At 58.3% G+C, this 16,029-nt stretch carries 9 protein-coding genes; 4 read left to right on the forward strand and 5 right to left on the reverse strand.

Annotated features, from left to right (window positions below):
- Positions 1 to 141 precede the first annotated feature (141 nt).
- Positions 142 to 3,195, reverse strand: a complete 3,054-nt coding sequence (locus tag ASF06_RS06660) for an SIR2 family NAD-dependent protein deacylase (protein WP_055778407.1) — start codon at positions 3,193 to 3,195, stop codon at positions 142 to 144.
- A 322-nt stretch (positions 3,196 to 3,517) separates the two neighbouring features.
- Complete coding sequence (locus ASF06_RS06665) at positions 3,518 to 4,612, reverse strand: RES family NAD+ phosphorylase (RefSeq protein WP_162234554.1); 1,095 nt, start codon at positions 4,610 to 4,612, stop codon at positions 3,518 to 3,520.
- Positions 4,613 to 5,150: 538 nt separating this feature from the next.
- Here ASF06_RS06665 and ASF06_RS19415 point away from each other — a divergent pair.
- Positions 5,151 to 5,696, forward strand: coding sequence for a hypothetical protein (locus tag ASF06_RS19415; RefSeq protein WP_156351703.1), 546 nt, complete (start codon positions 5,151 to 5,153; stop codon positions 5,694 to 5,696).
- Positions 5,697 to 5,902: 206 nt separating this feature from the next.
- Here ASF06_RS19415 and ASF06_RS06670 read toward each other — a convergent pair whose 3' ends face one another.
- Entirely contained in the window at positions 5,903 to 6,850 is a 948-nt protein-coding gene (locus tag ASF06_RS06670; RefSeq protein ID WP_055778416.1) for a hypothetical protein, read from the reverse strand.
- Between the two features lie 406 nt (positions 6,851 to 7,256).
- Between ASF06_RS06670 and ASF06_RS06675 the strand changes: the two genes are divergently transcribed.
- Positions 7,257 to 10,364, forward strand: a complete 3,108-nt coding sequence (locus tag ASF06_RS06675; RefSeq protein WP_082500753.1) for an AAA family ATPase — start codon at positions 7,257 to 7,259, stop codon at positions 10,362 to 10,364.
- Positions 10,365 to 10,577: 213 nt separating this feature from the next.
- On the opposite strand, the gene ASF06_RS06680 is transcribed toward ASF06_RS06675, so the two are convergent.
- Positions 10,578 to 11,594 (reverse strand): PIN domain-containing protein, encoded by a 1,017-nt coding sequence (locus ASF06_RS06680; RefSeq protein WP_055778424.1) that lies wholly within the window; start codon positions 11,592 to 11,594, stop codon positions 10,578 to 10,580.
- Positions 11,595 to 11,890: 296 nt separating this feature from the next.
- On the opposite strand from ASF06_RS06680, the gene ASF06_RS19420 reads away from it, so the two are divergent.
- Positions 11,891 to 13,267, forward strand: coding sequence for a hypothetical protein (locus tag ASF06_RS19420; RefSeq protein WP_156351705.1), 1,377 nt, complete (start codon positions 11,891 to 11,893; stop codon positions 13,265 to 13,267).
- Positions 13,268 to 13,717: 450 nt separating this feature from the next.
- Positions 13,718 to 14,374, forward strand: a complete 657-nt coding sequence (locus ASF06_RS19425; protein ID WP_055778429.1) for a hypothetical protein — start codon at positions 13,718 to 13,720, stop codon at positions 14,372 to 14,374.
- A gap of 132 nt (positions 14,375 to 14,506) precedes the next feature.
- Here the strand turns inward: ASF06_RS19425 and ASF06_RS19130 are convergent, their stop codons facing one another.
- Positions 14,507 to 15,607: a Shedu anti-phage system protein SduA domain-containing protein gene (locus tag ASF06_RS19130; protein WP_082465990.1), complete on the reverse strand. Its 1,101-nt coding sequence runs from the start codon at positions 15,605 to 15,607 to the stop codon at positions 14,507 to 14,509.
- Positions 15,608 to 16,029: the final 422 nt, after the last annotated feature.

Below are 16,029 nucleotides of genomic sequence, written 5' to 3' on the forward strand. Positions count from 1 at the left end.
CAAAGGCACTCGCCTTCCGAGTCGGTGTCCATTCGGGTGTCACCAAATAAGCACCTGTCTTTGCTGGCCTGTGGGCGGAGTCAGATTTTCGGACCGAGCGAATGTCACCCTCCCCCACGATTACTTCATCGAGGCGCGCTACTAGTCATCGAGTTCCTCCTGGGACTCGCCCGAATCTTCAAAGCCACCCGATAGGTATCGCAGCTTCGCTTGCGAAATTGATCGGGTGAGTTGACTCTTGCCATTCCCTCGTGCCGCGCGGTTCGAAAAATTGTAATGATGCAATCGAACCTCGACCAAAACATCCAGAATCTCCTGGGATTCCATTGCGTTACTCGACTCCAAATAGCGCATGAAGAGCATCATCCACAGGAACTCGCTGAACAACTGAACGCCGACGTTAGCCAGAAAGATAGCCTTGACCGACGCGAGCCAACCTGGATCAGTCGTGGTCAGATAGAACATCGCGGTTGCGGCCATCGACGGTCGATCCGATGAGAACTCGTCGTCATCCACGAGGCGTCCCAGAGTAAGAAGAAGCTTTCGCGATGATAGATTTCCGGCAACGCCTCCGTAGGTGACAGCAGCAGGCATTTCTCTCATCAGATCGGATATGAGGCTGCTCATTATCTCGGGGTCGACCTCGGCGACATTGGAGATCTGCTCCTTGATTGCTTCAGCCATTTCCTGAAACAGGTCTGACTCTTCAAGCATATTGACTAAATTTCCCCAGCCGGAGAGGACGCTTGCAAGGGTCTGCTTCTTTAGGGAAAGGTCCGTTATCTGGTCGCTGTCACGCAGAACCGTGGACACCAAGGAAAGAACCAGCGTGTAGCGCACAAAATCCGGTAGCTCTCTTTCTGACACAAGGGAAAAGGGCTCATTCACCTCTGCGTCAAAGCTGTCTAGTTCGTCGTCTGTTGAAGGCGCCTCTCTGTCCGTACTGGTGTCTTTCGGGGCCGTCTCCAGGACGGGGACATCCGTTTCGAGGACGCTCTTCTCCAACTCTTCTGGCGCATCAATGACCAGAGTGTCTTGATACGCGCGTCCACGGTAACTACGGTTTTCCCACTCGCTGAGGAGAGGCACCAAACTCTCCAGAAGTTGGGCATCACTTCGCGCGAGAGCGGAGTAGTTCTTAAGAATGGGAGAAAAATAAAGTGGTCGTTCCACCATTGTGGTTAGCAACTGAGAATCCTTCAGCCCACTTTTCGCCGCGAAAAGATAGAGATAACTGGCATGCGTAAAACGCACGTTCCCTTCTCGGAGGCTAAGAACCTTCCGGGCCATCAAACTGTCAAGAACCGATCTGGGTGTATCCGGCCAGTCAACTTGCCCCAAGAAGGTCTGAAGTGTGGTCAAGACCTCAGGTTCAGGAAGAGCAGCGCTTTTCATCGAAACGAAACGCGATGCCACGTGGGCCAGAATCGCCTCATATTGGACAGAATCGATCGCGAATCGTGAGTCCTCGTGTTCGCTTCCGCGGCCAAGGAGCAGGCTCACGTACTGGTCCAAAATCGTGGTCGGTGAAGCGTTAGCCACTACCGACTGACCCTGGAACAAGATTTGCATCAAGAGCGCAATTGTGAAGGGCGTCCTTGGGAGCCCCTCAGCTTTCAGTATCGTGATGACGCTCGCCGCAAGAACTTCCGATCGCATAGGGGAAATAAGGCTAGCCAGTTTGACTACCCGGCCTCGGTTGAAGCGGCCCACATAGAGTAGTCGCGTCTCCACTCCGGCGTTCTGGAACCTCTCTCGAAGCTCCTCTTCCTCGCCTTCTTTGCAGCCAATGACAACTCTGCTGTACTGGCCACTCGTGAGATCAGCGACCGCGCGGTCTACCAGTCTGGCCGCAAAAGGAGCGAAATCGTCAATCATTAGCTCGACTGCGGGGATGGGATCGGTGGGTTTAAGGTTAAATCCTTGAGACCTAACCTCTTTCCTTAACGCTCTTTCAACCGGCCGAGAGCCCGCTGTAAGCAAAGGAAATCTCACAGTTACCGGGATTGTGCCACGCCTTTCGCCCCGTTTGAGGATGAACCATTGGAGGGTGGTCGATAGTCCTGAATTCTCCTCCCCTGCGATAATCGTGATTCCCTCTCGATCGAGTTCGACCTCGAGGTCAACGGGCGCCACCCGTTCACTTTCAGGCTTGCTATGCATCACGCGCCACTGATCGTGCCGCAAGGGTATAAGGGCTGGCTCTATGACCAGGTCCGAATACGGACGGGCCGACAAATCGTCGAATTTCTCCCCAATGATCGTGACACGTCGAATCTCTTCCTCAATAGAAGTCCGGGCTTCTTGTGCGACGTTGCGAACGAGGCCGTGGTCAGAAGTAGGAGAATCTGAGTCTGCAGGACGAAGGGACTCCAGGAATCTTGGCAGGTCCGCGTGCTTGTCGCCGTACTCGACTACCTCAATATTGTCATTGGCGTGCAGCCGGGAGAGCACCTCATACTCTTCACTTCGGCACAGCCGAAAGTGTTGAGCAGCCGAATTTGGAAACGTTGCGCGATGCCACTCAAGAAGACTAGAAAAGTTTGGGTCATCCATGCTCGCGCCGAAGCCCACGTATATGAGCGATTGGATCGCAGAGACTGCATGTTGCATTGCCTGAAGGCTGGGGCTGCCGAGGACCCTCTGATAGTCAGCTTCGGAAAGTACGACGCTTTCGGGCTTCGACCAGACGCCGTGGAGATGACCGATCGAGTTCGAATCCCGGTTCAGTAGGGACTGAAGTCCAAATTGCTCTGTCCAATCAACGGAAGTTCTGTCTCCCACGGATTCGATCAGAGTGTCGTAATTAGTCGTGAGCACAGGCGCCCCGAGGTTGAGTATCGCCAAAATGAGATCGTCGTTCACGCACACTAGGGCACCGATCGTCTGTCGTAGCCAGGACGCGTAAGCCTGATCTCCGAGTTTCTTAATTCGGTTCGCCACGAGGCCAGCGGCGCTAATCAGATCATCAGCACTTCCACCCTCCGTGCCCAACTTGATTGCCGAAGCCACGGCCGCTGCCCGCTCATCAACAAAATTTGGATCGTGGATACGAAGGTAGCCGACACCATTCTCGATCAACGAAATCCAGCCGGCCGACTCTGCATTTTCTGTGGAGGATATGGCGACGCCTGCTCCTGCCACGACCACAGCTTTGCCGTCCGAGATTGCGGACTTCAGACGATCAAGCATCATTGCCTATTTCCTTATAAACGTTCAGACGCATTGCGACTGCGAAGCACACAGATTTCTTTGAGGCTACTAGGAGAATTGCTGCTACGTGAAGCATTTACGCGTAGGCGCATAAGACCTCCCATGAGAAATCCCCATGACATTCCGTGGCCGGGCTATGTAGGCAGCAGAGGTCGACGACGCTCCCTTCCTCTCATCCAGTTCAGGTCTCTCTGGCGGGCTTGGCCTCACTGCGACCTCAAACCGGGCCGAGCGTGACAATCCTTCCGGCCCAGTGGTGCAAGACAGGCCCTTTCTCAGACCCGAGACGAAGGCGCAGCCGCCCCTAGCCGGTCGTTTCGTCAAGATTCCAAGGCGCGGCTTTGGTGACAGTAATTTCACGCCTCACGCGGAACCGCCGGACGGTCGCCGGATCTATGTGAAAAAGTGAAGCCTCATGGCCGTGCTCAGTCTTTCGAATGAATGCTTCGAAACGTGAGGACTTCTCCGAGGGCGACTCGAACCACATGCGATCCCCGTAGAACAGGACGATATTCTTGCCACCTTCACTCACCCGCGACGGGTACATGATGCCGTCGAGCGATTGCTCAGGCCAATGCCGGAACGCGTCGGTGATTACCTGCGTTGGGGCGTAGTCAACGGGGTGGTTTCCGTCCAAGATGACCGGGCGTGTTATGCGCTCTCTGTACACGCCGAGCGCGTTAAGACGTTCGTCCGTAGCTGTGTGATCGAACATGCTCCGTGGCTCCGGAACAGTGGTGAGATCGAGCACACGAAGCGGCTTCTGTAAGACGAACTGGCCGACGACAGCCTCGTCATAAGGGCTATGAGAGGCGACCTCAGCGCATGCGGTCTCCTGATCGAGCGCAACATAGAACATCGGCACCCCTTGCGCGTTCATCCGTCCAGCACTGGCACGTTCTCTGGGTGCAGGACCGAGCTGCCGAGCCGGTGATTCTTTTGCGCTCCGCTCGAACTCGTGAGCGTCCCGCTCAGCGCGCGCCCGATACAACTTTGTATCTCTGCGCAGCGTCCGAATGAGGCCTGCGCGCTCCTCAGCGAGGAAAAGCAGCGACTCAATGAATTCGTAGTTTCTCTCGGGCGCGGACTGGGGGCTTTGACCGCGTGGGCGCAGCAGTAGCCGAGACTCGTGCTTCACGCGTTCTTCAAACCTGTCCCATTCGTGCTCGATGCCCTCATCGCGGTCCATGCTGAACGGCACAAACCAGTCAAGATCCTCTTGGATGAGTGGCGCCACAAGACCCACAGCGGAATCAAGCGCTTCAGGTGCAATTGCATCTGCCAAGAGCGCCATCACTACCGCTTCCGTATCGAGCGGCTCCAGTATTTGTATGCCGTCCGACATCCAGCCTTCGTGGTCATAAGAGTCTTGGGCTACCTTCTCCACGACACGAGCCACGCGGTTGATGCTTATGACTTGACCTTCCGGGGCTAGACCGTCCGATCGACAGATCGTGCAGTCGCCCTCCTCGGCGAAGTCCATAACCTGTCTCAGTAAGTGCGTATCGCTAATGTGCGCGAGGCACATAACGTCGTGCGTAGATGAGACCTGGGCTAACTCCATGCAACCATCATGCCCAGCGCCTTGGTTCTGTGCACGCCGTCTAGGGGCTCGCGGCGGAACGTTTTTCCGTCGCGTCTACCCGAAGCGTGTTTGCAATATGCGCGTCTAGACAGCTTGAAGCGATTTGACTCTATGTCGTCCACGAAGCGCTGAATAAGGGCAAAGACGGGGCCAAGTTATTTGCGGATAAACGTCACCGGAGCAAAGGACCGATCAATACGTCAGCTCCGCCAATTCATGGCAGCACCGTCGTTGCGAACCCAGGCTGTCCCTGCCTTGCGAATATGCTTGCGACCTTCCTTGCTCCTGGCAGCACTCAGATGCATTTTGCAAGCGACGATCAGGCAACCGCCCATGAACTGAAGGTTTTTCGATGGAAACCGCTATTCCCGATCCAGGAAATTTGGTTATGACAACGCTGCAAAAGTCGGCCCAAACTCGTGCCGACAGGCTCAAGCTCAGATACCTCAGAGCAAAGAGAACAATCGTAGTCACAACGGTTGTCGTACTTCTGGGGGGCATTGCAATGTCGCTCTTAGCATTGTCCAAGATTTCGGAGGAATCGGACCCGGAGGTCGCCTTCGCCCTTTCGCTTCATTTTCTAAGCACGTTACCCGTAGCGCTTGGACTACTTGCAGCCGTCTATGCCTTCCTCGGTCACGGTGCCGGTTGGCTCGCGCCCTACGCTGCTGGCGTTAATAGCTTGTGGACAACTAATCCGAAGCCTCCGGTTACCAGCCGACTCATAAATATCCTGTTCAGTGATCCCACCAAGGCCCGCTTTACTCCTTTCGCTACCTTGCAAAAAGTGGAGCTCGAAAGACTAGGGATACTCCTAAGATTCCTGTCGGCCTACTTCGGATTATTGGCAGCAATATTTGTCGCGCTTGGCCTTGGCTACCTCCCGCGCTCTCAGTAGGTTCCGGGCGATCTGGCCCCTCCGCCGGTGGCACCAAGTTGAGTCGGTTCTACGCCGAGCTCGAAATAGCTTGGCCAAACGGAGCGCAGGCCTCACGATCATTCTGACTACGTACCGGCACCGGCGAGCCTTGCGACATGTGAGCAGGTCATGGGGGATCAGTGCCGGGGTCAAGTGAGGGCGAAAGATGCCCAATAGTCCACGGGCTAGTTTTCATCTGCGCGGGCGCGCTCGTTCCAAAGTTGGTGCGCTTTTGTAATAAGGGCGTGGGCGGCTTCGAGGTGCTGGAGGATGCTCATGGCGCTCGGCTCGACGTGCGCTATAAGCGCGTTTCGGTGATCAACGCCGATGAGTTTCATGTCGGAGAGAGTGCGCATGTTGCTAGGTTCGCCGTGTGCCAGCGAGCTAGCAGTTGACCAATACCAGTACGTCATCGCCCCTCCGAGCTCGGGCACGTATACGCCGCCCTCCGCGGCGATCGTGGACGGGCTGAGCTTGGCGGCCACCTTCGTAAAATCTAGGCCAGCGTCCACGGTAAGGGTCTTCAGATCGATCACCTGACCGGTTACGTACTTCTCCTGCTCACGGTACTCGTCCCCGTCGAGAGCATGGGAGTAGCGAGCATAGTTCTTCGCAAGGTTTTTCGAATACATGAGTTCGTCGTGGCGGAGCCGAAGGGCGCGTTCGACACGGGTGTCGCTATTGTCCGGTCCAAGGATCCAAAGGGCTGTGGTTGCGGCTTCGATGAGTGCTCGGATAACGACGTATTCGGAGGTCAGATGAAGCTGGAGGCCCGTGCGATCGTCGTCGACCATCATGGCATCAAGCCCCGTCATTAGATTGTGGTAAAGCCCGATCGCGTGGTCTGCCTGCTCTGGAGCGGTGACATGCTCGGGTGGATGATCACGCGTCTGAGAGCTGCGTCGTTCCTTCTCAAGCTTCGGCACTCGCAACTCGTCGACCCGGAGATCGGAGCCGTCATTTCTTGCCATCACCCCGTCGCGGTTCGCCATTGCCTTGCGCCACCCGTTCAGAAGCCCAAGGATCTTGCCTTGGGCCGCATCCTCCGTGTCCTCGTCAGCCTGGCGTTGGATGTACTGACCAACCCGAGCGGCAAGGATCGCGTCCCGAGCCTGCTTGCTGATCTGGCTCATGCGCGTCAGTGTACTGTCGTGGCCGCCTCCCCCAGATCTCCGGACACTACATGTCTCCTTGGCGATCGCGCGAAGCATCCGTTACTAACGGGTCAAGCGCCGCTTGAATTTGAATTCAAGAGGCGATCGATTACTCGGACCGGCTAGGCGACAGCACCGCTCGCAAGCTTTTCGTCGTGGCCGCCCTTCAGGCCTCGGGCCTTCTTACCAGGTCGGAACTCCGGTTGCGCGAACGACTTAAGGCATAGCAGCGAATGTTCGAGCGGTGACGGGCGCGAGTGACAGACAGAAGGAGCAAACGAAAGTGGGTGAGAGGTGGGGGTGGAGGTTAGCGGAGGAGAAAGGAACAAAAGAATAAGAGTGTATGCACGTATGCTCTATCTCCGATAGAGGTAAGCTAACTGCCATGCGAGGCGGGGTGCGGGTGTGGCGTAGAGGCTCTCGGAGCCGCGGTGTGGGGTCCGCCGTCGCCTATGCATTCGAGGGCACCTGTGACGCGTCACAGGCCCATGCGCACACTGCGCATGAGGCTGTGGAGTCTGCTGCGCACTATGCCGGCGACACGGTGACCAGGTGGACGGTCGAGGATGGGCAGATCAGCGGGGACACTCTGACCGCGTCGAAACTGCGTGCCTGGATCGATGGTCGCGACCCGCTCACGGACGAGACGCGTGGCCGGGCTGACATGTCGGAGAAGGCGAACCTGATCTTCGATTCCACGATCAACACTCCGAAGTCGTTCTCGATCGCGGCGATGCTGAACCCGGAGCTTGCGCTCGAGTTCAGTCGCCTGCAGGACCGGCTGCGTGACCGTGTTGTGGTGAAGTGGCAGACGGAGCTCAACGCTCGCCGCGGTGCCGGGTCCAAGGTGATGGAGTCGCTGGCGCGGGTCGAGGTCGTCGAGCTGAACCATGAGCGGTCACGTTCTCTGGATCCGCACTCTCATCGGCACCTGTGGCTCAACGCCAAGGTGCAGGGCGCGGACGGCAAATGGTCGAATGTCGACTCTGCCGTGATGATGAAGTTCCAGCCCATCGTGAATGGTGAGGGTGAGCTGGCCGCTCGCACGGATCCCGAGTGGATCGCGGCGCTCAACAAGAACGGTCTGACGCTCAACGCTCAGGGCGAGATCACCGAGCTGGCTCACCTGGTCCGGCCCATGAGCCGCCGGTCAAACCAGATCGAGGCGAACCGCTCAGCACGCGAGGCCGAGTGGCGGGCGCTGAATCCTGACCGTGAGCCGTCCCCGCAGGACGTCGCGGCGTTTGATGCGTGGGCGTGGGCGAAGGATCGCCCAAACAAGCCGGGCGATCTGGACGAGCTCACGTGGGCGCAGCAGGTCAGAGATGAGATCGCCGCTTTAGATCCGCGCCTCGGGAAGCGGCTCAAGGATGGGCGGCTCACGCCCACGATGAGTAAGCGGGTGACTGTGGCCGATCTTGACCGTGACCGTCTTGCCGCTCAGGCGGTCGCCTGGGCGGACGCCCGGTCGGCCCGCTCAAATGACCGGTTCAGCCTGTTCGACCTTCGAGCGGGAGCGGCCTACATGGTCGCCGCGTCCGGTGTGGTCGCTGAGCGCTCAACCCTGGACGAGCTGCTCGAGGATGTGACCGAGCGGGCGGTGGGCGCTCACACGATCAGCTTGTCGGACGCCGAGTATGTGCCCGCTCATGTGAAGTCGCTCCGCTCAACCGCGACCGTGCAGGTCAAGCTCGACCTCGAGGCCGAGCTTGCCGAGTTGGCCGTCGATGGCCCCGAGGTTCCGGTCGACGTGGTGGGAGCGATCGCCGCCCAGGTGAGCGAGAACCCGCTGGACGCCGGTCAGCTCAAAGCCGCGCAGCTCATCGCTGGCCAGGCCGGTCTGGTGACCGTGACCGGTCCTGCAGGTACGGGCAAGACCACCATCCTCCAGGTCGTGAAGCGGTCACTCGACGAGCAGGGCCGGCGACTGCTGGTCGTCGCTCCGTCGAAGAAGGCGGCCAACGTGGCCGGCGAGGCGATCGGTGGTGACTCTTCGAGCGTTCACGCTCTAATCCGTGCGTACGGGTGGCGGTGGGAGACCACGCCCGAGGGCGAGCAGTGGACGAAACTGAACCCGGGCGACACCGAGCCGACCACCGGGTCGATCTACCGCGGTGTCCCGGAGGAGTTCGTGCTGCGCCCGGGCGACCGGATCGTGGTCGACGAGGCCGGGATGATGGATCTCTACACGGCGCGTGCCGTCGCCCAGGTTGCGGCGTCCACGGGTGCCGGTATCGCCATGGTCGGTGACCATCTCCAGCTCAACCCGGTCGGTCACTCGGGCGCGATGGCTCTCGCTCACCGCCTCGCACCGTCGACCGCTGAACTGTCTGCCGTTCACCGGTTCCGGACGGCGGCCGGTAACTCGGATGTGGAGTACGCGGCGCTCTCGCTGCGTCTGCGTGACCCGAAGGATCTCGTCGACGCGACCGCCGTGGTCGACGAGCTCGCCGAGCGCAGCCTCATCGTGCGAGTGGACGATGATCGGGCCGCCCGCGACACTCTGGTCGACCGGTGGTTCACCGCTCACGGTCTCGGGCAATCGATCGCGATCACGACGTCGACCAACGAAGAGGCCCAGGCCATCAACGACGAGATCCAGCGCCTCCGCATAGAGCGAGGCCAGCTCGAGCAAGGTCGGTCGGCGCTTGGCCAGCACGACCAGCGCCTCATGGTCGGTGACCGGATCCAGACCAGGAAGAACGATCGCGAAGCCGGCGTCGCCAACCGCGACGACTGGACGATCATCTCCCTCAAGCGTGACGGATCCGTCCGGGCCATGCGAGAGGGCGAACTGGGCAACGAGGTCGTCACGCTCGACGCCGAGTACCTAGCGGACTCCGCTCACCTTGCATACGCGTCGACCGCTCACGGAATCCAAGGCACCACCGTCGATGTCGCAATCACCGGCCCCGGCGTATCAGGTGCCGGCCTCTACGTCGGTATGACTCGAGGCAAGCGCGCCAACGAGGTCGTCGTCGCCGCCTCGAGCGACGACAAAGCTCGCGTGGAGCTCGCTGAGGCGATCGTCCGTGGGCGCATTGAGAACACACTTGAGGAGTCGAAAGTGGCAGTTGAGCACGAGGTGTCCGTGGCCGCGAAGCCCGCTGACCGCACGGTTGCCGAGTGGACGGATCGTGTCGCTCGACCGTTCGGCCACGAGCGGGACCTGGCGGCGAAGATCACGGTTGCAGAAACGAGCCTGGCCAAGAGTCATCGCGTCGCGGAGCGCACGGCCGGATCCGACGACCCCGAGACCAAGCGCACAAACGAGGCGGCGGTCGCCACAGCGAAAGCGCGCACGGCCACACTCGACCAGCTTCGCCTCGAGGCGGCCCTGCGCGAGCAGCTGCCCGTCGACCAGCTATCAGCCGAGGTTGCACAACGAGATGAGGTCAGACTTCAAAGACGCGCCGAAAGGCGCCCGGCGCACGCTCCGCAACGTGCCTTCATTCCGACCAAAGACAACAACCCGGCCATCGGCAAGGCCTAGCCAGCACACCAGCCCTGGAAGAATACCTACGCGGCGAAGGAAGCCTAGGCGTGCGTGACACGAGAAATTTTCGAAGGAGAAGATCTCATGGCTTTCGTTGTACTACCCGACAGTCGCAACCGCGGCTCGACACACCTCACCTGTCTGCGCGGCTTGGACAGAATCTCGACATCGCCACCTACATGAGGATCAAGGCCCAGACGAGATGCCGGGTTAAACGCGACGTGGTCTTTTGCTGCGATCGTTCAACCACAACACCTCGAGGGTGAAGTTGTCACTGAGACGAGCTGCGTATCCGCCTGATCCTTCAGTCTCACCTCGCCACTGAATGCCTAGATCCCATCGCCCGGCCATCTGCGAAAAGTCCGTTCCGTCGTAGCTGTCGACAATTATAAGGATTTCCACGTCAACGTCTGTGACCGCCGCCACGCTCATCTCGTACACGTCCGAGCCGTACCGCTTCTTGACTTCCGCAGAATCCAAATCAAGATCTACCCGACCCACAATCTTGACCTCGGCATGATCGGGGCCCGGAGGGCTCCACTGCGTTATGTCCATCCCATCAAGGCCGACGGTAATCGCGTCAACGATCTGGGAAATGTCTATGTCCAGGCTTGATAGGTCAAGTTCGATGTCCTCGTACTCGTCTGGAAACTCGACGCCAGCGATCGACCTCGATACAGTCAACTCGGCGCCGGCTTCACGTCGCAGCTCTTCGGCGAGAGCAAGCCGCCGCCTGGAGAACACTCCGTCGTCAGACACCAGGACAAGGTTGTCGAATGGCGTCTCTGCTATCTGTCCCATAGCAGTGAGCCACAGCAATGTGTCTCGATACCCGCCACCATTTTCATCAAATGGAGCAAGGCGGTTCACAGCCCGCTCGGTCACCTCGAGGTGTCCATCTACAGGTACTCCGGGGATTTCGAATCCAATCTCCCGAAGACGGCGGTCCAGGATGGATTCGTACGAAGTGAGTTCGTCTATGTATACCTGAAGCAAGGCTTTCGCTGCGTCCTTTGCTCGGTTCGTCGACTTGCGAACCACGCCCTTGATTTGACGCATTTTTTCTTCGTGGCCGCGACGGTAACCGCCAATAACCTCTAGACGGGCAACCTCGGGCAAGACCAGCCGTAGTCGGCCTGCATCGATTGCAGTCGTCGCTACCTGCCATTTGCGATCCCGGAGGATTGGATCCTTCATAATAATGTTCGCATCAACAACGACAAGCATTTTTCCCCCATGCCGCCTGGCGACCTTACGGCTTTTCGAATTGACATCAATCACATACGCAGCCCGTGCACTTACGACCTCACCGTAGCGGCTCAAGTCAATTCTTGCCCCACCGCCCGAGCAGGTGCCCGTTAGACGACCCCGCGCCAACTACGTCAATTCTGAGTCGGCAATCTTGTGGCGTCGTTTCTGAGCGGCGTGGTCAAATTGGCAAGTGGTGAGTGTCCACGGTCGCCATCGCCACCGGCTTGTGCGACGCCAAGGTAACTTAATGGTTTGACCAGGGATGGGAAATCTTGAGCAGGTCACGTGTTTTTGATGTAGCGAATGTTCTCAAGGTTGATGTCAACACCGTGCTGGCCTATCTAGACAGCCTTGGCGAGTACGGCCTCAGCGCGACCAGCTCGCTCACGCCGAGCGTGGATCGTCGCATTCGAGCTGCGCTTGTGAGCGTTCGAAGCGGCGACCGACCAAGGCCGGCGGCAAAAAGCCCGACAATGCAGTACGGCCGAGGTCATGTTCCCTTCAATCGTGAACAACGTGCAGCTGATATGCGGGGCCTGATTCCGCAGCTTTATCAGTCCCTGCAGACAGCTGGCGTCGCGAAAACCGATTCGCCAATTGTCGTTTTCCACGAGAGCGAACCTCGTTCACACTATGGGGTGCGCACGATCGAGGATCCGAATTGGGGATCGAAAGTCGGCCTCGACACGCGCTCAATAGTAGCGCCGTTGCGAGAGCTGGACAGTTGGTATCACAAGCATGACCGGACGCCGCCGACCGTCTACTTCGCTATCGACGTCCGGAAGGGGCACGCATGGAGCGCGCATTCGATGAAGGCTCTCGAGAGCAACCTCAATGCCGTCCACTTAGACGCACTGTCATTGGAGACGATCCCCGCTCAAGGTACGGGCCTACCTCCACGTCTCTCAACTGCCCCACTTATATCGCCGGAACAAGCGAACGGCCTTGGCCGATCACTGGGTGATGGGCCTGATCGACCGGAGGAGGTATTTTTGCTCAGCCAGGACCTACTGCGACTTGCTGTTGACAGCCTTGACGGAGCCGAGCAGTTAAGTCCACTTCCGGTGCACATTAATGCGCTTTGGGTATTCGAGCGTCCTATTGTTATGCAGCGTCCGGATGGCAGAGATCGACACATCCGCGCCCTTTGGTTTCGTCAGGGTCAGGCTGTATGGCGTTTACGAACATACGCTCTCGCCAAGGGTAAGACTACTGAGCAGTTGGGTGACCAACTCGCGAGCCGAGTTCCGTTCGTGGCGGCATGGGATGAGACCCATCCAGAGCAGCAAGTGATCGTGGCCGTGTGGGCATTGATGTCGCAGGGTGGAGTGACCGAGTCGGAACATGACCGAAGCGCGCGTGTGCAAAGCGAAGCGCGCGCTGCGGACCAGCCGACAGGTCTGATCGTCGTACGCGTCAAAGCCGGCACCGATCACGCACGTGTCTACGGCGCCGACAACCCGGCGCCGGAGCTTCATTCGGCTTCAGCGTGGAGTGTGAGTGGGCATTGGCGGCATCAGCCGTACCGTTCTCTTGGCATCGACGAGAACGGCCGGGTGCTTACTAGGCCTATTTGGATTGCGCAGTATACGAAGGGTGGTACTGCATCCAGGCCGCCCGAGAACAAGGTGATCTCGGTCAGAGCCTGACCCGCGTCTATCCACGGTGAATGAATCTTCACAAAGCGATCACAGAATGGGCCATCGTGACCGAGTCAACATAATGGGGGCGTCCGTGATCGCTCGATCACGCGATTAGAAGCTGGGGCGTCGTGTATCGCATGCGTTCCAAGACTGGCTACGCGGGCTCACGAAAAGAGGGCGGGATGTGGCGGCTCGGAAACGATAAATCTGTTCCATTAGCCTGAAGAGGCAGTGCGCGTTACAGCACCATCCAAAACACAAAGAGGCCTGCGATTCGTGTACACGAATCGCAGGAGGCCTGAATCTGAATCCGAGTGGTGCCTAGCTAAGCCAGAGGTCTGAGACCATCGGAGACATTAGTATCTCACCTTTATGAATTCGGCACCAGTCTGGGAGAATGCAACGGTGCAACTTTCGCAGACGGCAGCAGACCGGTGGCTCGCTCACCCTCGGCTGATGGTATATCTCAACGCGACTTCGGGAAGCCTTCCGGACGCGCTAGACCTGTACAACTGGAACGCCGAGGTCGCCGCATCCTGCCTACGCGATCTAGGCCACTTTGAGGTCTTGATTCGCAACCGCTACTCGGACGTGCTTAACGCGCACTTTCCAGACTGGGCGTCGCCCGGCAGCGCACTCTGGGGGCGGCAAGCAGGCATCCCCTTGACGCGGGAAAAGCAGCGCAAGCTTAATGCCGGGTCGAGCAGCTCGGTGCGGGCAGCTAGGGCTAAGACCACACCTCCAACCGCTGGTCATACGATCGCCAACCTCACTTTTGGGTTCTGGATGATGCTAACCGCCTCGGTCCGCGTCGACACGATCTGGACGCCCATGCTAAGCGGCATCTTTCCCGGTCGGTCTCGCGGTTACGTGCATGACCGAATGCAGAAGCTGAACGACTTTCGAAATAGGCTTGCACACTGGGAACCGGTGTTTAGTACGACAACGGGACTTGCTTTTCGCCTGCAGGAGTTCGATCAATTTTTCTCGGAAGTGGACCCGGACGTCGCAGCCTGGGTGGGAACGCAATCAACAGTCGTTGACGCCGTGAAGCGCTGTCCGGTGTCAAGCTTGAACATCGTTGCCCCAACCTACCTCGGTACGAATCCCTGAGCGCACAGGTCGGTTTGAGATTCAGAGAGCGCGCCGTCATCGTGGTTGGCCTTGGCTGCATCTTTGTGCTTACGGACAGCTAGAGCCAGGGCGATGTCATGAGTCGCGGAAGAGCTGTACGGAAAGGAACCTTTAGAAAGGGTCATCCGCGGACAGGTCGTTTTCCGGCCAAGCGTCAACGTCGTCATCTGACTTTGGAAGCTGAGCTCCAATCACTCCCGTATCGGGCTCGAGCGCGGAGCGTGCGCCCGTCAATAACTCGTCATAGGTGACTACCTGAACGCGAGACAAGTGGCTGTTATATGTCCGCAGGGTTTGCGAGATTTCACCCGCCGATCTTGTATGCATTAGATGCGCTGAGTGACCGATCACCACTGTCGCGTCGGCTCGACGCACATCAAACCCGAAGTCCTGGCTAATTAGCGCCGAGCTCTCGTCAAGAGCCCGCAAGTAGTTCATTGCTTGACTAGTCGCCTCGTGTACTTCTGGACCGACTATCAGATGGTTCCGGTGCGACTTGATGAGCGCAGGAACATGGGCTTTCTTCAGTTCGACAACATGAAGCGACCCGTCCGCCCGGATCAGAGGGAGGTCCAATTGATCGAGAGCATTAAAGGAACGACGCTCGTGTTGCCCAATATAACGCCCCCCGAAAAGCCACCATTGTCGGTCCAGAGACCGCTGCAGGTCGCCTTCCGAGCTCGACGGATCCAAAGCCACCTTCTCAAGGCGATCGAGAGAACGGATCTTCCGAATGCGGTCGACGAGCGCAGTCCCCGCCGTAACAGCATCACTTCCGCTGAGAGCGTCTCTCACTGTCGGAATGGCTAATAGTTCGGAAACCAGTTCCACTGCATCTTCAGCTCCTCCCGTGGTCAATCGGGCGACTACCGCCGCTGGGGAATCGTCCTCAACCACAGTGAAAACTCCGTCGCGGGGCAGCTGCGCTGTCAGCATGTCGCGGATTGCGTTGACCTCTTCATCTTCGCAATACCAGCGATACTGAGCCTTTTCCTCGAACCTGTAACTGCCGTAATCCGTTGCGCGCGTCCATGTCTGTACAACTAAACGCGTGCCAGTAATTTCGCCAGTCGCTCTATTGCCTAGCCGCAATAGTGAGGCCGTTTTCCAGGCGCGTGGTCCCCGTTTTACCTGAACGCTCTGGATGTTTACAACATTGGGGCTACTGAATTCGGATTGAAGCCTGATTCGTAGAGCATCGTCTTCGACCATGTCTGATCATTACAGAAATGCCCCGTCGGATTGACGATTAGCTAGAACAGGTCGTTCGCATACGAACGAAGCCTCCGACTACGAAGTGAACCGACTGTCTTGCAACCCTAGGGATACGAGACGTTTGACTTCGCGAAATTTTCCCTTCTCGGGATTGGCAGAATCTCGCGAGGCGATAAGTCCCATATCTACGTCGCATAACCTCCTGCATAAATGGCGGTATTCGTCGTTCGTTATGAGACACCCGCGAGCACAGCGACGAAAGACGTTCGAATGCTTATCAGCCCGCGGTTCGGCTCAACACCACAGGATCCCATGATGCCGAGATGCTCGTTGACTATTCGCTCCGAGGCTCGCTCTCATAGAGCTTGGCGAGTGTCATCTCCCCGGTGTCAGCGTTGCCGCCAATGACAACCATTCGA

The organism is Agreia sp. Leaf244, from assembly GCF_001422695.1.
Taxonomy (GTDB): domain Bacteria; phylum Actinomycetota; class Actinomycetes; order Actinomycetales; family Microbacteriaceae; genus Agreia.